General features: G+C 57.9%; 14 protein-coding genes. 8 read left to right on the forward strand and 6 right to left on the reverse strand.

The window, feature by feature from the left end; genetic code table 11:
- The first annotated feature begins 55 nt into the window (after window positions 1-55).
- The 6 genes from gatC to GRI41_RS01420 all read left to right on the forward strand — a co-directional run bounded on the left by gatC (window position 56) and on the right by GRI41_RS01420 (window position 5,222).
- Window positions 56-358, forward strand: coding sequence for an Asp-tRNA(Asn)/Glu-tRNA(Gln) amidotransferase subunit GatC (gatC, locus tag GRI41_RS01395; RefSeq protein WP_160602862.1), 303 nt, complete (start codon window positions 56-58; stop codon window positions 356-358).
- A 119-nt stretch (window positions 359-477) separates the two neighbouring features.
- Window positions 478-1,962 carry an Asp-tRNA(Asn)/Glu-tRNA(Gln) amidotransferase subunit GatA gene (gatA, locus tag GRI41_RS01400; RefSeq protein ID WP_160602863.1) on the forward strand — a complete coding sequence of 495 codons (1,485 nt, stop codon included), beginning with the start codon at window positions 478-480 and terminating at the stop codon, window positions 1,960-1,962.
- A 9-nt stretch (window positions 1,963-1,971) separates the two neighbouring features.
- The gene (locus tag GRI41_RS01405) at window positions 1,972-2,268 is read left to right on the forward strand and encodes a hypothetical protein (protein WP_160602864.1); all 297 of its coding nucleotides are present in this window, start codon (window positions 1,972-1,974) and stop codon (window positions 2,266-2,268) included.
- Entirely contained in the window at window positions 2,265-3,761 is a 1,497-nt protein-coding gene (gene gatB / locus GRI41_RS01410) for an Asp-tRNA(Asn)/Glu-tRNA(Gln) amidotransferase subunit GatB (protein WP_160602865.1), read from the forward strand. The genes GRI41_RS01405 and gatB overlap by 4 nt, the downstream gene beginning before the upstream one ends.
- Window positions 3,762-3,897: 136 nt before the next feature.
- Window positions 3,898-4,611 carry an OmpA family protein gene (locus GRI41_RS01415; protein ID WP_160602866.1) on the forward strand — a complete coding sequence of 238 codons (714 nt, stop codon included), beginning with the start codon at window positions 3,898-3,900 and terminating at the stop codon, window positions 4,609-4,611.
- A 110-nt stretch (window positions 4,612-4,721) separates the two neighbouring features.
- Window positions 4,722-5,222, forward strand: coding sequence for a hypothetical protein (locus tag GRI41_RS01420; protein ID WP_160602867.1), 501 nt, complete (start codon window positions 4,722-4,724; stop codon window positions 5,220-5,222).
- Between the two features lie 74 nt (window positions 5,223-5,296).
- On the opposite strand, the gene GRI41_RS01425 is transcribed toward GRI41_RS01420, so the two are convergent.
- From GRI41_RS01425 to GRI41_RS01445, 5 genes are all read right to left on the reverse strand, one after another.
- Entirely contained in the window at window positions 5,297-6,334 is a 1,038-nt protein-coding gene (locus GRI41_RS01425; protein ID WP_160602868.1) for a hypothetical protein, read from the reverse strand.
- Window positions 6,309-7,010 carry a hypothetical protein gene (locus GRI41_RS01430; protein ID WP_160602869.1) on the reverse strand — a complete coding sequence of 234 codons (702 nt, stop codon included), beginning with the start codon at window positions 7,008-7,010 and terminating at the stop codon, window positions 6,309-6,311. The genes GRI41_RS01425 and GRI41_RS01430 overlap by 26 nt, the downstream gene beginning before the upstream one ends.
- Before the next feature lie 252 nt (window positions 7,011-7,262).
- Complete coding sequence (locus tag GRI41_RS01435) at window positions 7,263-7,565, reverse strand: hypothetical protein (RefSeq protein WP_160602870.1); 303 nt, start codon at window positions 7,563-7,565, stop codon at window positions 7,263-7,265.
- Window positions 7,566-7,597: 32 nt separating this feature from the next.
- Entirely contained in the window at window positions 7,598-10,549 is a 2,952-nt protein-coding gene (locus GRI41_RS01440; protein WP_160602871.1) for a M16 family metallopeptidase, read from the reverse strand.
- Between the two features lie 53 nt (window positions 10,550-10,602).
- The gene (locus GRI41_RS01445; RefSeq protein WP_160602872.1) at window positions 10,603-12,855 is read right to left on the reverse strand and encodes a penicillin acylase family protein; all 2,253 of its coding nucleotides are present in this window, start codon (window positions 12,853-12,855) and stop codon (window positions 10,603-10,605) included.
- 134 nt (window positions 12,856-12,989) lie between these two features.
- Here GRI41_RS01445 and clpB point away from each other — a divergent pair, with 134 nt between their 5' ends.
- Window positions 12,990-15,569 carry an ATP-dependent chaperone ClpB gene (clpB, locus tag GRI41_RS01450; protein WP_160602873.1) on the forward strand — a complete coding sequence of 860 codons (2,580 nt, stop codon included), beginning with the start codon at window positions 12,990-12,992 and terminating at the stop codon, window positions 15,567-15,569.
- A gap of 5 nt (window positions 15,570-15,574) precedes the next feature.
- Here the strand turns inward: clpB and GRI41_RS01455 are convergent, their stop codons facing one another.
- Window positions 15,575-16,141, reverse strand: a complete 567-nt coding sequence (locus tag GRI41_RS01455) for a hypothetical protein (RefSeq protein ID WP_160602874.1) — start codon at window positions 16,139-16,141, stop codon at window positions 15,575-15,577.
- A gap of 246 nt (window positions 16,142-16,387) precedes the next feature.
- On the opposite strand from GRI41_RS01455, the gene GRI41_RS01460 reads away from it, so the two are divergent.
- Window positions 16,388-19,333: a TonB-dependent receptor domain-containing protein gene (locus tag GRI41_RS01460; protein ID WP_160602875.1), complete on the forward strand. Its 2,946-nt coding sequence runs from the start codon at window positions 16,388-16,390 to the stop codon at window positions 19,331-19,333.
- The last annotated feature ends 85 nt before the right edge of the window (window positions 19,334-19,418 follow it).

Here is a 19,418-nt window from a genome sequence, read left to right on the forward strand (position 1 = left end):
GTGCAGCGCACACGAGATGCTTGAAGCCGCCCGCGCGCGCGGCTAAGCGCTGCCTATGTCTGTAAACAAAGAAAACGTGGCCAAGATCGCCTCTCTGGCCCGCATCAAAATGAGCGATGCAGAGCTTGAGCGCATGGTGCCCGAACTCAACCAAATTCTCGGCTGGGTCGACCAGCTGGGCGAGGTTGATACGAGCAATGTCGAGCCTATGACCGCGGTCATTCCCAACACGCTTCGCCTGCGCGCGGACGAGGTAAACGCCGATCCCAAAACCGGCGGCGACCGGCGCGATGATGTGCTGGCCAATGCGCCTGCTGCCGAGCACGGGTTCTTTGGCGTTCCGAAAGTGATCGAATGAAAACCGTACGGTTTCATTCGATCATCCCCGACAGCCGCGCAGCGGCGACCGATCGGGGATCCAGTAACAAAAGTTCTAGCTGGATTCCCGCTTTCGCGGGAATGACGGGGGAAGTTTAAGTGACCGAACTAACCAACCTAGGCGTCGCAGCCATCCGTGATGGCGTTGCTTCCGGCGAGTTCACCGCGCGCGAAGTGGCGGAGGCGTTTAACGCCAATGTCGCTGCAGCGGCGGACCTCAACGCCTTTATCGTGACCACTCCCGATGCCGCGCTGGAAGCTGCCGACAAAGTCGATGCTGACCGCGCTGCGGGCAAGGATTTGGGCAGCATGGCGGGCGTGCCTATCGGCATGAAGGATCTGTTCGCCACCAAAGGCGTGCAGACCACCGCCGCGAGCCATATCCTCGAAGGCTTCACGCCCCAATATGAAAGCACCGTCTCGCAGAACCTGTGGGATGCGGGCGCGGGGATGTTGGGCAAGCTCAATCTTGACCAGTTCGCGATGGGTTCGTCGAACGAGACCAGCTATTTCGGCAATGTCACATCGCCATGGCGCAAGCCCGATGGCTCGAATACGCCGATGAGTCCGGGTGGTTCCTCGGGCGGTAGCTCTACCGCTGTCGCCGCGCGCTTGGCGCCTGCTGCAACGGGAACCGATACGGGCGGTTCGATCCGCCAGCCTGCGGCCTTCACCGGCATCACCGGCGTCAAACCGACCTATGGCCGCTGTTCGCGCTGGGGCGTGGTCGCCTTTGCCAGCTCGCTCGATCAGGCAGGCCCGATGGCGCATGATGTGCGCGATTGCGCGATTATGCTCGGCGCGATGGCGGGTTTTGATCCGAAGGATTCGACCAGCCTTGACCTGCCCGTTCCCGATTGGGAGGCGAATCTCAATTCGGATATGAAGGGCAAGAAGGTCGGCATTCCCAAGGAATACCGGATGGACGGCACCGATGCCGAAATCCTCAAAAGCTGGGATGATGGCATTGCGTGGCTGAAAGATGCGGGCGCTGAAATCGTCGATATCAGCCTGCCACACACCAAATATGCGCTGCCTGCGTACTATATCATCGCACCTGCCGAGGCATCGTCCAACCTCGCGCGCTATGACGGTGTGCGTTACGGTCTGCGCGATCTGCCCGATGGGGCTGGGCTGCAGGATATGTATGCCGAGACTCGCGCCGCCGGTTTCGGTGACGAGGTCAAGCGCCGCGTGCTGATTGGGACCTATGTGCTAAGCGCGGGCTTCTACGATGCCTATTACAATCAGGCGCAAAAGGTTCGCGCACTGGTGGCGCAGGATTTCGAGAATGCATGGAACGAGTGCGACGTGATCCTCGCCCCGACCACGCCCACCGCCAGCTTCGGCCTTGGCTCGCTGTCGGACGATCCGCTGACGATGTATCTCAACGATGTGTTCGCCGTGCCTGCGTCGCTGGCAGGTCTGCCCGCGATGAGCGTACCGTGCGGCGTGAACAGCGATGGTTTACCGCTGGGCCTGCAAGTGGTCGGCAAGGCTTTTGACGAGCAAGGCGTGATGAACGCTGGTTTGGCGATTGAAGAACGCGCCGGATTCACCGCGAAGCCGGAGAAGTGGTGGTAGTGATTTGAAATGGTGAGAATTACACCGATAGATGGATGGGGTTACAGCGAGACCATTGATGGTCGACTGGCACGTCCATTTGAGGCCGAAATTCTCGAAGAGGGTGTTGAGTTTGCCGCAGACGTCATAGGTTGGGAAGCCAGGGCAGTGAGCGGGAAATATGCCGGACGGCTTCTGAAGATGACGCCGCGCCATGTTGAGTGGAGGCAGGTCATCGTACTCGAAGTCTTTGCTTCGGACGATCGCAGTAAAATGATCTTCTCTGGAATGGCAAATACGACTGGTTTGGAGTGTAATTGGAAATGAGTAACTACCGCATCCAGGGCGCAACGGGCGAATGGGAGGTCGTGATCGGCCTTGAGGTCCATGCGCAGGTCACGTCGCAGTCCAAGCTGTTTAGCGGCGCGGATACAACTTTTGGCGCAGAGCCGAATACGCAGGTCAGCCTCGTTGATGCGGCGATGCCCGGAATGCTGCCTGTGCCCAACGCCGAGTGCATCCGTCAGGCGGTTCGCACCGGCATGGCGATCGAGGCGCAGATCAACAAATATTCGCGGTTTGACCGCAAGAACTACTTCTACGCCGATTTGCCGCAGGGCTACCAGATTTCGCAGCTCTACCACCCCATCGTCGGCGAAGGGCAGATCCTGCTGGAGAAGGACGAGAAAGCGGGCATTCCCGAGGACAAGATCATCGGGATCGAGCGGATTCATGTCGAGCAGGATGCGGGCAAGCTGATGCATGACCAGCATCCGACGATGTCCTATGTCGACCTCAATCGCTGCGGCGTCGCTCTGATGGAAATCGTTTCCAAGGCCGATATGCGCAGCCCTGCCGAAGCCGGTGCCTATGTGCGCAAGCTGCGCTCTATCCTGCGCTATGTCGGATCGTGCGACGGCAATATGGAGCAAGGCTCTATGCGCGCCGACGTGAACGTTTCGGTTCGCAAGCCGGGCGAGGAACTGGGCACGCGCACAGAGACCAAGAACGTCAATTCGGTCCGCTTTGTGATGGCGGTGATCGAGGGCGAGGCGCGCCGCCAGGTCGATCTGATTGAGGATGGCGGCACGGTGGTGCAGGAAACGCGCCTCTACGATCCTGACAAGCACGAAACGCGTTCGATGCGGTCCAAAGAGGACGCGCATGATTACCGCTACTTCCCCGATCCGGACTTGCTGCCGGTCAATCTTGAGGATGATTTCCTTGAAGAATGCCGCGCCAGCCTGCCCGAACTGCCCGATGCCAAGCGCACGCGCTATATCGAGGAGCTGGGTCTGAGCGAATACAATGCCGCGGTTCTAACCGCAGAGGTGGAAACCTTCGCGCGGTTTGAAACGCTGCTCGGCATCACTGCCAAGCATCTTGGCAAGCCCGAAAGCGAATTGGCGACCACGGTTGCGAACTGGTCAATGTCGACCGCGCCGGGCGTGGTGAAGTCGCTGGGTGACGAAGCCAATCTCGAATACGCCACTGCCGAAGCGCAGGCCGCGATCCTCGGTATGCAGGGTGCGGGCGATATTTCGGGCGGTCAGGCCAAGGAAATCTACGAGATTGTCCTCAAAACCGGCCGCGATCCGGAAGAGATCGCCGACACCGAAGGCCTTAAGCAGGTCAGCGACACCGGCGCCATCGAAGCAGCAATCGACGAAATCCTCGCCAATAACGAGGACAAGGTCGAACAATATAAGGGCGGCAAGGATAAGCTGTTCGGCTTCTTCGTCGGCCAGACGATGAAAGCGATGAAGGGGCAGGCGAACCCGCAGGTTGTAAACCAGATCCTCAAGGACAAGCTGGGCTAAGCAGAGAGTTGATTCCATCGATTTGGTTGCCAAGCAACAGGCAGCCAATTGCGCCCGAATGCGATTTTACATTTGGTGCATTTGCTATTCGCCGGACTCTCGGTAGTTTCCCGTCAACCAATGGGAAGGGGCCGCTATGTCGAAATGGGTTAAGCTATTGATAGGTGGGGGAATTACCTCACTTTTGGCGTGGGGAAGCCACGCCGCAACGGGCGAGCGATTCGTCGAAGGGCTGGGGTCCGACGCGAGTCAGGCGCTTGCTGCTACCGGCATCGAAGGCGCATCGGTTGAAATGAAAACCGCTGGTGCACTGACCAGAACCGCGATCCTGTTTGGCGATCTGAGCGACGCAGACCGGGCCAAGGCAGAGCAGGCGGTGCTCGCATCCAATCCGGCAATTTCATCGGTGGTCTGGGCCAGCGACAGGGAAGACGGCGAAGCCGGTGGAGAGGCATCGCAAGCTGCGGTTGCCGATTGCCAGAAAAATGTCGACGAAGCGATTGCCGGCAAGACGATCAATTTCAAAAGCGGCAGCGCCTATATGCCCGATTCCTCGCTGGCGATTGTGACCGAAGTCGCTGACGTGTTGAAAGCCTGCGAAGGTTTGAGCGTCGCCGTTGGCGGGCATACCGATGCGACCGGCAGCGCCGAAGTGAACAACAATCTTAGCCAAGGCCGCGCGGATGCGGTTGCTGCGGCTTTGACCGAACGCGGTATTGCTGCGGACCGGATCAGCGCCAAGGGTTTCGGATCGAGCAATCTTAAAGTTCCGGGCGACGGCGCCAATGAGGCGAACCGCCGGATCGAGTTTACAGTGAGCGGTACAGCCGCCGCCAAAGAGGGGGAATAAGGCGATGCCATTGCTTATGGAATCATGGATTTTGTTGATCCTCTTTTTCGCGATCGGAGTGGTCATCGGCCGCTTCATCTGGAAGCGCAGCTGAGGCCGGGGGAACAGACATGCTATCACTCATAACATCCAATCCGATCCCGTTTATTCTGGCGGTAATCATTGGCCTTGCCACAGCGTGGTGGATTTGGGGCACTGTGCCCGATGCGGATGCTGAAACAGGCGATTACGATGCTGAACCTGCCCCCGAGGCAGAGCCTGCTCCGGCTCCAGCCCCGGCACCGGCTCCCGTCCCGGCACCAGAGCCTGCTCCGGCACCAACTCCAGCACCGGCTGCGGCGCCTGTCCCGCTAGCAGTTGCCGAAATTGACGGGGCCAAGCCGAACATCGCCGCCGCGGTTGGCGAACCTGATGATCTGACCCGAATCAAAGGTATCGGGCCCAAGCTCAGCGATTTGTGCAACTCGCTGGGCGTCAGCCGGTTTGACCAGATTGCCGATTGGGGCGCGCGCGAAATCGCCGAAGTCGACGCGCATCTGGGCAGCTTCAAAGGCCGCATCACGCGCGATGACTGGGTAGGGCAGGCGAAAGTTCTGGCCGCGCGCGGATAGCGCCGGCAATTATATCCAATATGCAAAAAGGCGGGCCGACAAATGCGGCCCGCCTTTTCTGTTTCTGCTTTGGCTTAATTGCGGATGGTTTGCACCGTCACGAATGCTTTCAGACGCTGGTCACCGTCACGGGCATAGAAAACCGGCCCCTTGGCGTCGCGCATCAGGACAGGGCCATGGAAGCCTGCAGATGTCGCGGTTTCACTGTCCTTCTTGCTGATCGCGTCCTTGTACCCGCCTTCATCTAGCGCGAGAATCGCGGGCAGAACTTCTCCTGCGCGGGCAAAAGCCATTTCCAAGGCACGCCGCGCCAGCGCGCCATCATTGGCCGCCCATAGCGCGACATTTTCCTCTTCGACGAATGAAGGTCGGCGAAGTTTCACAATGCTGATCAATTGCTGTTCATAGAGCCGTACGGACGAGTTTTGCCGCCTGATTGCGAGGTCGGCAATGACCTGCATATTGGTGAAATCGGCAGAGAGCTGATATCGCCAGGTGACGAGGGCCAGCTCCTTGGCATCGGGGTGCTGCGCCGCGAATTCTTCTTCGAGCTGCTGCCTTTCCTGCTCCCAAGTCAATGCGCCGACAGTATCATTTGCCTCGGTCGCAAAAGCGCCGATCCAATATGTCATGCTGACCGTGCTATCGGCGCGGCCGCTCTTTTCGTCATTCAGCGTGGCCGCCATGGACGTTCCGGCATGGAGCGCGGGCTCGCCTGCTCCAAACCATACGGTTTGCGCCACTGCTTGCGAGGTTGCCGAACTTGCCAGTGCGTTCGCATCAAAACCGTCAAGGGCATCACGCAAAGGGGCGAAAAAACCGTCAGCCTTTGCCGCTGCATTCTGGGCGAGTTTTTCAGGAGTGCGGTCGATCAGCGCACCGATCAGACCGCCTTCATTGGGAATGATCCTGCCGAGATCGATGCTGCTCGCGATTTGCTCTTGCGGAACAATCGATCCGACAGGGCGAGCCGGTTCAACTTGGCGGGCCGATTCAGCGACATATCGCTCGGTCTGCGCGTGAACCGGCTGCGCGCCGGATGCCAGCAAGATCGCAGGCGCCAGGATTGAACTGAGCGCCCGCATCTTAGCGAAAACGTTTTGAATATTCATCGAAATTAGCCAAAAATGCCTTGCGCAGATCCGCGTCTGCAGCTGGGCGATCTTCAACGGTATCAGGCGGGAAGTGCGAAAGCCCGTTACCACCACGCCCTTTGACCATATTCGCTTTCTCGATTCCGCCGCGGAAATCCTTGAAAATGAAACGGTTGTTCAGCGAGCGACCATAGATCATTTTCTTCTGGTACAGGTTCTGGGTCACGATCAGTTCGGCATAACATTCATGCTCGCTGTCGCTCAGCCGTGTTTTCACCTTGGTGGTGATATCGCGGTCGCTGATCGGTGTCTGGTAAACGACCTCGGTCCCGTCGGGCATGCCTACCGAAGCCGCGACGTCGATTGATCGGAATGCTTCAACCTGGAATCGCGGGCTGAGAGCCTCGCGCATATATTCAGCATTGGAGACATTATTGTCGGCGTTAATTGCCGAATTTATGAGACCGGGGCCAAACAGACCAAAATTCTGCGCTTGGCCCTCTGTTGTAGGGAACACGTGAAGCTCGCAAGGCGCTTCGGCGGCTTCCTCAGCCACTTGCACAGCCTCGGTCGCGACCTCTTCTACTGCAGTTTCGACAGCCTCTTCCACCTGGGAAGCTGCGTCCTGCGCAAAAACCGGATAGGCCATCGCGCTTGCAGCCGCGCAACCCAAAAACACCGCCAGATTTTTCATAATTTATACGCCCCTGAGTAAAAGATCCGCCCAAGATCGGACGGATCAAATTGAGAGCCGCAATGCGAAAAGCATTAACGGCAATGCATCCTCTGCCAGACGTGTTTAATCTAGTTGTTGCCGGGCGCAAGCCCCTGATTTCAATGGGTCTATGGCGGGGTAGGGCGCGGGCCAAAACAAGCGGTGGAAACGCAAAGAAAAAGGCCACCGGATCGCTCCGGCGGCCTTCTTTTTTGTTCCAGAGAACTGGGTTTAGCCGGTTTTGGTGCCGGTCATGGCCATTTTGCCGAATGCGCCGGCATTGACTTCACCGGTCAGCGTGTCGCCTTCTACGGTGGCTTCGCCCTCCAGCTTCATCGGCATCGGGACGGTCATATTCATCGTCCAGGTCAGCTTGTTCCCGTCGATCTTGCCGTCTTCCAGATCCATGCTGCCCATTGCGCCGGCATTGGTGCCGGAGAATGTGCCGTCGCCATTGTCGACGATGGTGACGGTGCTCTTCTGGTCGCCCATCGGGCTTTTGGTTACGCAATCATAAGTGCCTGCTACGGACATGTGTCTTCTCCTCTCAAATGTTCAAGAACGGGTTATTCACCTGTTGCTTCGCGGACTTCCACAGGAAGCCCCAGCGCGTCAAGTTGCGGGCGGACGACTTCGGCATCGCCAACGATGACAAAAACAAGGTCATCGCCCTTGAAAGACTGCAATGCCGCAGCGTCAAGTTGCTCTGCAGACAGTGCGGAATATTTTTGCGCCAGCGTCTCATAATAATTGTCGGGACGGTCATAGGTGATGATATTGATCATCCCGCCCAGAACATCCCGGCTGGTTTCAAACTGCCCCGGCAATTCGCGCACATTGCCGTTGATGAGCCGGGTCAGCTCTTCTTCGGTAACGCCATTGCCGCCGGTATAGGAAGCCAGATCCTTGCGCAGTTCGGCCAGCGAGTCCCCTGTCCGGTCCGCCTGCACAGGCGCGTAAAGAAGGAAACTCGACCGATCGAGCGGAGCCTGCAAAATGCTGCGCACGCCGTACGACCAACCCTTTGTCTCGCGCAGGTTCATATTGATCCGGCTCAGGAAACTGCCGCCGAACACTTCATTGGCTGCACGCAGGACGGTCAGATCATCGGTACCCTTCTGGTCAAGCACATGCGCGCCGAAAATGATCGATTGCGGCGAATTGGGCCGGTTGATCAGGACGATTTTCTGCTGCGGCGCGGGAATTTCCGCGTCATAGCTTTTGACCGGGGCGGGCACATTGGGCGCGTTCCAATCGCCAAAGCTCGCTTCCAGCAGCTTGACCGTTTCGTCGAGCGATGTGTCGCCAACCACAAACACCCGCGCCAGATCGGGCCGCAGCCATGCGCGGTGGAAATCGGAAATTTCCTCCCGCGTGACCGAGGAAACAACGTCTGCATTGCCGGTTCCGCTTGGCGGAATGCCATAGGGGTGATCGCCGAACAGGATCGGCGCCAAGGCGCGTTGTCCGATCTGTGCGGGGCTATTGAGCTCGCTGGTGATCCGGGTCAGCTGCTGCGCGCGGACACGCTCCAGCTCGCTCGCGTCGAATGCCGGGTTGCGGATGTAATCGGCAAGCAAGTTGAGCGACGCGAGTAAATTGGGCGAGACCGCGTCGAGACCGAACGAAGTGGTATCCGCGTCCGCCGAACCCCAGACCGATGCGCCCAGTTCTTCGCGGCGGACCGACAAAGCAGCCGAATCGAGGCTAGTGGTTCCTTCATCCATCAATTGCAGCATGAGCGACTGGAGGCCGAGGCGATCGCGCGGATCGGCGGCATAGCCGGCATTGAACTGCACGCGGACGCTGACGACCGGTACCGCGTCCCGTTTGGCAAAATAGACTTCCATACCGTTCGACAGCGTGGCGCGTTCGATCGCCGGGAAATCCAGCGGTTTGAGCTCGCCGATATCGGGCAGTTTGGACCTGTCGGCCTCGACCGCAGCCATGGCCGAACGCTGCATCGTAAGCGGGTTGATATAGAACTGCGGCTGATTGCCTTCACCCTCCGGCGAAACCACAAAGCCGCCGCGATCCTCGCCGCCTTCCTTGCGTTCGCCCGGCTCGACAGTCAGCTCGAAAACGGGCCGCGAAAGCCATTTCGCGGTGGTATCGCGCACTTGGGCAGGGGTTAGCGCTGCGGCGCGCTGCAGAGTGCTCTTATAGGCAGCTGGATCGCCTTGATAGAGCAGCCCTTCGGCCAATGTCGGGGCTTTGCCGCTGAAACCGCCCACTTGCTCCAGACCGCGGATCTGGCCCGCGGCATAGACCGTGGTTGCGCGCTGGATTTCGGCAGGTGTTGGTCCTTCGGCGACAAATTTGGCGATTTCGGCATCAAGCGCAGCCGCAACAGTTTCCTGATCCACACCCGGCTTCACGTCGGCATAGACAACGAATTGGCCCGCCTGCGCAAAGATTTGCGCATTGGCGACGACGCGCACGGCAAGCTGCTGTTCGCGCACCAGGCTGTTGTCGAGCCGCGATGAGGCAAGGCCGCCAAGCACGGTTGCGCCCATCGAAAGCGGCAGGAAGTCCGGATTATCGAGCCCGGGCACCGCCCACATCCGGTATAGCCGCGTTGTGGCCACCTGATCGTAAATGGTTTTCGCTTCGGGCGCGTCGAGCGTCGGCACCGGCGCGACGACCGGCTTGGTTTCGGGGCCGCGCGGGATGGCGCCGAACCACTTGTTCATCTTCGCTTTGGCGGTCGCGGTGTCGATATCACCCGCCAGCACGATCACCGCATTGTTGGGGCCGTAATTGTCACGGAACCACTGCTTTACATCTTCCAGCGTGGCGGAGGAAAGATCATCCATCGAACCAATAGTCGAGTGGTGATAGGGGTGGCCCGAGGGATAGAGGTTTTCCAACTGCTCATATTCGGTCAGGCCATATGGCTGGTTGTCTCCCTGACGTTTCTCGTTCTGGACGACGCCGATCTGGTTATCGAGTTTTTCCTGCGTAACTGCGCCGAGCAGATAGCCCATCCGGTCGCTTTCCAGCATCAAAGCGCGGTCAAGCGCGCCCGTAGGAACCGTTTCAAAATAGTTTGTCCGGTCGAACCATGTGGTGCCGTTGAAATCGGTCGCGCCCACTTGCTGGAGCGGTTCGAAGAAATCGTTGGGCGCGTTCTCGCTGCCGTTGAACATCAGATGTTCGAACAAATGCGCGAAACCCGTTTTGCCTTCTGGCTCGTGCTTTGAGCCGACATTGTACCAAACCGAAACCGCAACGACCGGCGCTTTGCGGTCTTCGTGGACCAACACGGTCAGGCCATTGTCGAGCTGGAACTGGTCGTAGGGGATCGAAACCGCTTCGATCAGTTCAGCGACCGATGCCGGCGCGACTTCGGCTGCTTCGTCTTGTGCGGGGGCCGCATCGTTCACGATGTCGCTGTCGCTGACCGGCGGCGGGACTGTGGCTCCGGCGACAGGCTCTGTCCCAACGGTGGAACAGGCCGCCAGTGAAAGGGCGACCAGGCTGGCCGAAGCGAAACGGGTAAAAGGTGAAATGCGCATAGTGAAGTTCCCTGTTGGTATTCGAATAGCTTGGCAGAATTTGGCTGGCTTGGCTAACTTGCCGGGCGGTTGGTCACCGTCTTGCGGCTGGTGGATTTTTTCAGTGCATCAACGCGCCAGAAATGAACCGGTTTCAATTCATGCCTGACGAACAGCGCTGCCTGATCGGTGAAATGCTTGCTTGCAGGCCGGGTGGTGGCGGCACCGAAGGGCTGGATGGACTGTGAACGGACGCGTTCACCCGGTTCCCATTCGACAAACATCAGGAAACTGTCGCCGTGACGCACCGCCAACCGGCCGTCGGGTTCGACATCCCACAATGTCGATGCGCGCAAGGTGTCGCTCCCGCCATCGAGTGGAAGATCGACCGCATACTCACCGGGGCCCTGTCGCAAGCGCAGCAATTCGGACATTGGCGGATCAAGCCTGCCGAAATACGTTTTCAAATGCTCGACCGAACGTTCCAGTTCTTCCCTGGGATCGGGCAGCGGCTTGTTCTGATATTCCGCGCTCATCCATGGACGGATCATCAGCAGCGCGATGGAATCGCCCGAGCCGACGCTGTCGGCATTCATATCCCATTCGGCGAGCAGTTTCTGCGCTTTTGCAAGTTCCGGTTCGTCAGACAGGTCGAGCGCTTCCACCCCGTCCATCATCAGATCGACGTAGCTCTCGCGGACATAGCCGGTGTCATATTTGATTTTCTCCAGCGTCGCCCGATCGATGATGTCATATTGCGCCATCAGTTGTTCGGTCCGGCGCGAACGGTTGGTCATTTTCAGCTCTACGCCCATTTCGGGCGGCACGCTGTCCGGATCGATATCATCCGCCGGTCCCGCCGCCGAATAGGGCATGTTGTTGGCGTTATAGACCCAGCCGCTAGAGGGGTTTTCCACTTTGGGTATCGCATCGAAATCGACAGTTCCCTGCCAGATCAGCGAACTGTCATTGCCGGGCAGAATGCCGCGCCAGTTCGGACCTTTGGGCCGGTCCGGGATCGCGGCGTTATAGACATAGGCGATATTGCCTTGATTATCGCCATAGATGAAATTGGTGGAGGGGATGTCCATCCGCGCAAGGATGCTCTTCCATTCATCAAAGGTGCTTGCCTTGTTGAGCCGGTAATAGGCGTCCAGCTGGCCGATATTGTCCATGCCGCCATAGCGGATCGCGAATGCGCCTTTGTCATTCTTGATCACCGGACCGTGGACGCTGCGATAGACAGTTTGCGGAACAGGAATAACCAGCGGTCCAAACCTGACCGGCAGGATCACCCGTTTGGATGCCAGCGGTTTCCACTCTCCATCCAGTCTGTAATTTTCGCCGTTATCGTCCAGTTCCAGCTGGTAAATATCGGTCATGTCAGGGCGGTTGACCGTGTTCGTCCAACCCAGATGTTCATTGTGACCCAGAAACGGAAACGGACTGCCGGGGAAGTTCGCGCCGGCATAGTGCCAGCCTTCATTGCTCTCCACCACCAGTTCGTACCATGCGACGCCGCCGCGCCATGGCTGGTGGCTGTTGGAAACGAGCCGGGTCACCCCGTCGCCCGATTTGGCCGGGGCGATGGCCCATGCGTTTGAACCGGACAATGCGCCATCTTCGCCGAAATAAATCGGGTGGGCACGGGCGACATTGGCGGGTTCTTCTTTCTCAGGATCCTGCATGATTGCAGGTGCATTTTCGCTGGGTTCAACAGCTTCTCCTGCTTCGGGAATTGGTGGTCCGAATTCGGGATTCAGCGCCTCGCCCGCAACCAGTGGCCCGATAGTATTGCCAAGGCCGAAAAAGAACGGCTGCCGCAGGGCAAAACCGGTGGCGATATCTTCGCCATTGACCGGGAACAGATTGGCCAGCTTTACTTCGTCCGGATGTTCCTGCGCAAACTGGTTGAGGCCTGTCGCATAAGCTTCGAAAAGTGCGCGAGTGTCTTGGGGAAGTTTGCCGTAATGCCGCTCAGCCGTGCCGCGCGCATCGAGCAGGTGATAGGCATAATCGATCTGCGCGCCTTCTTCGCCTGCAATCGCGCCATAGCGACCCCGCGCCATCGCAACGACATCTTGCAATGTGAAGAAATCATCCTCTGCATGTGCGATGGCCACACCATAGGCAACATCGGCATCGGTCTCTCCGTAGATATGCGGAACGCCAAATTCGCTGCGGAGGATTTCTGCCTGATAGGTCCGGTCTTGTCCGGGGGCGGCGCCCTTTTGCGCAGCAAACGGCTCCCACACCATCAGCCCGATCAGGACCGTGAATGTAACACCAAGCAGCAACCACGCGCCGCGAACCAACCATCGCTTCATATATATTCTCTCCGGACGCGTGCGTAGCGGGAAATGCGGGCCTGGTGAAGTGCGAACAGACTGCCCCTTCAAACGCGCCGCACGGGTCCTATATGTGAGTAACACACCTACGAGTAGGATTTGAGGACCAAAGGATGAACCTGGAAAAATTCACCGACCGCGCCAAAGGATTTTTGCAATCTGCTCAGACGGTTGCGATCCGCAACAGCCATCAGCGCATATCGCCCACGCATCTACTCAAGGCTCTGCTGGAAGATGATCAAGGCATGGCAGCGGGCCTGATCCAGCGCGCCGGCGGTCAGGTGGCGACAGCGCAGGACATGGTCGATGAAGCGCTCGCCAAGATTCCTGCTGTTTCGGGTGGCGGCGCGCAGCAAACGCCGGGCCTCGACAATGATGCGGTTCGGGTTCTCGATTCTGCTGAAACTATCGCGGAAAAGGCGGGCGATTCCTACGTCACCGTTGAAAGGCTGCTGGTGGCTTTGGCGCTCGCATCGACCACGCCTGCGGGGCAGATCCTGAAGGAAGCCAATGTCGATCCCAAAGCACTCAACGAAGCGATTGTGGAACTGACCGGCGGCCGCGCGGCAACCACCGCCAGCGCCGAAGACGCTTATGACGCGATGAAGAAATATGCCCGCGATCTGACGCAGGCAGCCAAGGACGGCAAACTTGATCCGGTTATCGGGCGCGACGAGGAAATCCGCCGCACAGTGCAAATTCTTGCGCGGCGGACGAAGAACAATCCCGCGCTGATTGGTGAACCCGGCACGGGTAAAACCGCGATTGCCGAAGGCCTCGCGCTGCGTATTGCCAATGGCGATGTCCCCGACAGCCTTAAAGGGCGCACGTTGATGTCGCTCGATATGGGCGCGCTGATTGCCGGCGCGAAGTATCGCGGCGAATTTGAAGAGCGGTTGAAAGCGGTGCTCGATGAAGTGAAGGGTGCCGATGGCCAGATCATCCTGTTTATCGACGAGATGCACACGCTGATCGGGGCAGGGGCGAGCGAGGGCAGCATGGATGCTTCCAATCTGCTCAAGCCTGCTTTGTCGCGCGGTGAACTGCATTGCATCGGCGCGACCACGCTCGATGAATATCAGAAATATGTCGAGAAAGACCCAGCGCTGCAGCGGCGTTTCCAGTCGGTCTATATCGATGAGCCGACCGTCGAAGACACGATTTCGATCCTGCGCGGGTTGAAAGAGAAATACGAACTGCATCACGGCGTCCGGATTACCGATGGTGCGCTGGTGGCCGCCGCGACGCTTTCCAATCGTTACATCCAGAACCGTTTCCTGCCCGACAAAGCCATCGATTTGATGGACGAAGCGGCGAGCCGCATCCGGATGGAAGTGGAAAGCAAGCCGGAAGAAATCGAAGGGTTGGACCGCCGGATTATCCAACTGAAGATCGAAGAATCCGCGCTTTCCAAAGAAACCGATAAGGCAGCAAAGGATCGTCTCAAAACGCTTCGCGAAGAGCTTGCCAATCTGGAGCAGCAATCGTCCGAACTGACCACGCGCTGGCAGAACGAGCGCGACAAGATCCAGGCCGAAAGCAAGCTGAAGGAAGATCTCGATCACGCGCGGCTGGAACTGGAACAGGCGCAGCGCGAAGGCGATCTCGCGAAAGCAGGCGAATTGTCTTACGGGAAAATTCCCGAGCTTGAAAAAGCGATCGAGGCAGCGTCCGACAACAATGAGAACGCGTTGCTGCGCGAAGAAGTCACCGAAGATGATATCGCCGGTGTGGTGAGCCGTGCGACCGGCATTCCGATTGATCGGATGATGGAAGGCGAGCGCAAGAAGCTTCTCCAGATGGAGGAAATGCTCAGCAAACGCGTGATCGGGCAGCGGCAGCCGATCGAGGCTGTGTCCAAGGCAGTACGCCGCGCGCGCGCCGGATTGCAGGACCCGAACCGGCCGCTCGGTTCATTCCTGTTCCTCGGCCCCACCGGCGTCGGCAAAACAGAGCTGACCAAAGCGCTGGCCGAATTTATGTTCGACGATGACGATGCGATGGTTCGTATCGATATGTCTGAATTTATGGAGAAACACGCGGTTGCGCGGTTGATCGGCGCGCCTCCCGGCTATGTCGGCTATGACGAGGGCGGGGTGCTGACCGAAGCGGTCCGCCGCCGGCCCTATCAGGTGATCCTGTTTGACGAGGTTGAAAAAGCGCATAGCGACGTGTTCAACGTGCTGCTGCAAGTGCTCGACGATGGCCGCCTGACCGACGGGCAGGGCAGAGTGGTCGATTTCTCGAACACGCTGATTATCCTGACGTCGAACCTCGGCAGCCAGTATCTCGCCAATATGGAGGACGACCAGAAGGTCGCCGATGTCGAGCCGCAAGTGATGGATGTGGTGCGCGGGCATTTCCGCCCCGAATTCCTCAACCGGCTGGACGAGATCATCCTGTTCCACCGCCTGGCGATGGAACACATGGCTCCGATTGTCGAAATTCAGATCAAACGCGTGCAAAAGCTGCTGAAAGACCGCAAGATCGAACTCGATCTGACCGAAGCGGCGCTGCGCTGGCTCGGGCGCGTGGGCTATGATCCGGTTTACGGCGCGCGACCGCTCAAACGTGCGGTTCAACGTTACCTACAGGATCCGCTGGCAGACATGATTTTGCGCGGCGATGTGCCCGATGGTGCGACCCTGAAAATCGACGAGGGCGACGGCGAGTTGAAAATGGAGGTCGCGTAAGCGATTCAGCGTATCCGGCGGCCTTTCACGCCGATCTGCCCGTTGATCCTGATGAAGTAGCTGCCCAAGGATGCTTCCTTGAAGACGACTTTATCGCCCGGCTTCGCATTCATTGTCCGCTGTTTCGCACCGGGTATACGCCACACCGCATCGCCATCCTCGATGGTGATGAGAACGGTGTTGCGGCCGGAAATCGCGACACTGGTAATGGTCGATTCAAACAGTTCGTCGTCATCGTCACCGCCGAAAATGCCTAGATCGGGCAGCGAAAAGCCAAACAGGCTCCGGCGGGTCTTCTTTGCTTGCTCCCGGTCGACGATCTGGACCTCGCCCTCGTCGCTGGCTTCCACCACTTTTCCGACTGCCGCGTCATAGCAGGCAAGCCGCTCGGCTGCTTCGCTGATTGATTGGCATGCTTTCAAGCCGGCAATGTAGGCATCATCCTGTTTTTCATCGCTTTCCTGAGCAAAAACCGGGGTGGTTCCGAATGCCAATAGCGCGGCTGCGAAAGCTGCGGTGGTGGCTGCCTTGGGCAGCAAATTTGAAGCTTCTGGTGTGCCGTGGCCTGACATATGTATTTCTCCCGGCCTGCAATGGCCTAAAAATCGCGAAATTTCGCCCGCTGGTTGGCACAGGAATGGCCTTTCGCCAACTGTAACACGAATGCCACAGTTTACATCTTACCCGCGCATTAACCGATCACTGCGATTGCGAATGTGGTTTCCTATGGCTTAGAGGGCGTCCATTCGAGCTCTTTGCTCGTTGAATTTACCTACTCACATGAACACCAAGGGGGTGTTCAGATTAAGGGGATTGGAATGTCCAACCGTTTTAACAAAGCCGCACTATTGGCGGGTACGATTATGGCAGGCGCCATGGTCGCTACTCCGGCATATGCACAAGAGAATACCGATGGCGCTGACGCCGATGATGGTTTCATCGTCGTTACCGGTTCGCGTATTCAACGTCGCAATGTTGATAGCCCTGCTCCTGTAGCAGTCGTCGACAGCGAAGAATTTGAACTTTCGGGTACAGTCAACGTTGAGAACGTGGTCAACACGCTTCCTCAAGTTGTTCCTGGCACCACATCGTTCTCGAACAACCCAGGTAACGGTACCGCTACACTGAACCTTCGTGGTCTCGGTTCGCAGCGTACTCTGGTTCTGGTTAACGGCCGTCGCTGGATGTCTTACGACACCGCGCAAATCGTCGACTTGAACACCATCCCATCGTTCCTGCTCGACTCGGTTGACGTTGTGACCGGTGGTGCTTCGGCTGTTTACGGTTCGGACGCTCTGGCTGGCGTTGTTAACTTCCGTCTGAAAGACGTTGATGGCATCGAAATGGGCGGCCAGTACTCGATCACCGAACGTGGCGACGCAGCTCGTTACGAAGTTCACGGTGCAATCGGTACTTCGTTCGACGATGGCCGCGGTAGCGCGACTGTCTACGCCGAATACTACAACCGTGACTCGCTGTTCCAAGGCGACCGTGCGTTCTCGAACTTCGCACTCGGTGGTGAAACCGATGGCGATCAGCAGTACCAGTTCGGTTCTTCGACTCTGCCAAACGGCGTTCTGCGTTATCTTGGTGGTGCGAACGGCAACACCGGCCTTCCAGCCGGCACCGAATTCGGCCCTGCAGGCGCTAGCGGCTTCGGCACAGGCGTAGTTTTCGACAACACACCTGGTGATTTCCGCCAGCGTGCAGGCGACCTGTACAACTATGCACCGGTTAACTACCTGCAGCTCCCGCAAGAGCGGTATCTGATGGGCGGTTACGCTGATTACGAATTCAGCGACGGTCACGAGTTCTACACCGAAGTGTCGTTTGTGAATAACCGCGTTGCACAAGAACTTGCTGCTACTCCGGTGACCGGCAACTTCAACATCGATCTGGCAACTCAGCTCCAGTTTCTTGTTCCTAGCGACCAGCAGCAGCTGCTCGACATCGACGCGGCTGAAACCGCTCAGAACGCGCTTGACGGCGTGGCTGACGATCCAGGCGTAGTTAACTTCTTCGTACAACGTCGTACGATCGAAGCTAGCCGTCGTAACAGCCTTGATGAGCGTAGCGCATTCCGCGTGCTCGGTGGTGTTCGTGGTGCGATCAACGACAATCTGAACTACGACGCGTACTACATGTTCGCCCGTACTCGGAACTCGAACATCCAAGCTGGTAACATCTCGCGTTCGGCATTCCAGGCCGGCCTCGACGGTACTGCGACACCGATCAACATCTTCGGTCTGAACACGCTGACTCCAGCGATGTTCCAGCAAATTGCAATCCAGGCGCAGAACAGCGACATCTCCAGCATGCAAGTTGCTTCGGCTTCGATCAACGGTTTCCTCGGAAACCTTGGTATGGGCGGTGACGATGTTGGTTTCGCTGTAGGTGCTGAATACCGTAAGGTTGCATCGCAGTTCATTCCTGACACTGCACTGTCTTCGGGCGACGTGATCGGCTTTAACGCTGGTCTGCCGACCGAAGGTTCTTACGACGTACGTGAACTCTTCGCAGAGCTTAACATTCCGATCCTCGGCCCCGATGCTGGTGTTGAGAAATTGGATGTGACCGCTGCGGCGCGTTACTCTGACTACTCGCTGGACGCTGTTGGCGGTGTTTGGACTTATGCCGGTGGCATCGAGTTCGCTCCAGTCCCAGACATCACGCTCCGTGCTCAGTATCAGCGCGCTGTTCGTGCACCAAACGTTGGTGAACTGTTCGGTGGCCGCGCAATCGGCTTCCCGCCAGCAACCGACCCTTGTAACCTCGGCACCGGTGCGGCTTTGACTGCAACTTGTGTGGCTTCGGGCGTTCCTGCGAACGAAGTTGGTCAAGGCAACATCCAGCCAAACGGCCAAATTCCAGCAACCTTTGGTGGTTTCGCTGGCTTGGGCGAAGAAACTTCGGACAGCTACACCTTCGGTGTTGTTCTTGAGCCGCAGTTTGTCCCTGGTCTCGTGATCACGGCTGACTACTTCAATATCTCGATCGATGACTCGATCTCGGTATTTGGTGGCGGTCTGAACAATGCTCTGGATCTGTGCTTCAACCAGGTTCAGGACATTAACGATCCGATCTGTGCTCCGTTTGCACCAGGCACCGGCGCTCGTTCGCCAGGTGGTGCGATCACCACTGCGAACAACCCGCTTATTCTGGCCGCAAACATTGCGAACCAGGAAGTTTCGGGCATCGACCTTCAGGTCAACTACGGAACAACCATTCCGTTCTCGCTCCTGACTGACAGCGGTGAGCAGCAGCTTAACCTTTCGTTCCTGGGTACTTGGACTGAAAAGTCCAACTTCACTCCGGTGCAAGGTTTTGCGACTGTCAACGAATGCGCTGGTCGTTTCGGCACAACCTGCGGTGAGCCAACTCCGAAGTACAAGTGGACCAGCCGTGCGACATTCGTCGACGGTCCTCTGACCACTTCGTTCCGCTGGCGTCACCTGAGCGGTGTTCGTGATGACAACGATGGTGTTGATTACAGCCAGTTCAACGGCGTTGAGCGTATCAATGCTTACGACCTGCTCGACATCTCGTTCTCGTTCGAAGTGAACGAAAACCTGACCATCGCGATGGGTGTAGACAACGTGTTCGACACGCTGCCACAAACACCTAGCTTCGATGCAGCGGGTAACGTTACGACCACAAGCAACGGCACGCTCCTCGGTGACAACCAAGAGCAAGCCAACACATACCCAAGCACATACAACGTGCTCGGCCGTGACTTCTTCGTATCGGCGAACGTCAAGTTCTAAGTTCGAAGAACAGCGAAAGCTAAAAAGAAGGGGCGGCGGACTTCGGTCCGCCGCCCTTTTCTTTGCGCGACTAAGAAGTAGCTGG

The sequence above is a fragment of the Pontixanthobacter aquaemixtae genome (assembly GCF_009827395.1).
Classification (GTDB): domain Bacteria; phylum Pseudomonadota; class Alphaproteobacteria; order Sphingomonadales; family Sphingomonadaceae; genus Pontixanthobacter; species Pontixanthobacter aquaemixtae.

Coding starts and splice junctions, on each gene's coding strand:
- gatC (WP_160602862.1), top strand. CDS start 56: ATGTCTGTAAACAAAGAAAACGTGGCCAAGATCGCCTCTCTGGCCCGC.
- GRI41_RS01405 (WP_160602864.1), top strand. CDS start 1,972: ATGGTGAGAATTACACCGATAGATGGATGGGGTTACAGCGAGACCATT.
- gatB (WP_160602865.1), top strand. CDS start 2,265: ATGAGTAACTACCGCATCCAGGGCGCAACGGGCGAATGGGAGGTCGTG.
- GRI41_RS01415 (WP_160602866.1), top strand. CDS start 3,898: ATGTCGAAATGGGTTAAGCTATTGATAGGTGGGGGAATTACCTCACTT.
- GRI41_RS01420 (WP_160602867.1), top strand. CDS start 4,722: ATGCTATCACTCATAACATCCAATCCGATCCCGTTTATTCTGGCGGTA.
- GRI41_RS01425 (WP_160602868.1), bottom strand. CDS start 6,334: ATGAATATTCAAAACGTTTTCGCTAAGATGCGGGCGCTCAGTTCAATC.
- GRI41_RS01430 (WP_160602869.1), bottom strand. CDS start 7,010: ATGAAAAATCTGGCGGTGTTTTTGGGTTGCGCGGCTGCAAGCGCGATG.
- GRI41_RS01435 (WP_160602870.1), bottom strand. CDS start 7,565: ATGTCCGTAGCAGGCACTTATGATTGCGTAACCAAAAGCCCGATGGGC.
- GRI41_RS01440 (WP_160602871.1), bottom strand. CDS start 10,549: ATGCGCATTTCACCTTTTACCCGTTTCGCTTCGGCCAGCCTGGTCGCC.
- GRI41_RS01445 (WP_160602872.1), bottom strand. CDS start 12,855: ATGAAGCGATGGTTGGTTCGCGGCGCGTGGTTGCTGCTTGGTGTTACA.
- clpB (WP_160602873.1), top strand. CDS start 12,990: ATGAACCTGGAAAAATTCACCGACCGCGCCAAAGGATTTTTGCAATCT.
- GRI41_RS01455 (WP_160602874.1), bottom strand. CDS start 16,141: ATGTCAGGCCACGGCACACCAGAAGCTTCAAATTTGCTGCCCAAGGCA.
- GRI41_RS01460 (WP_160602875.1), top strand. CDS start 16,388: ATGTCCAACCGTTTTAACAAAGCCGCACTATTGGCGGGTACGATTATG.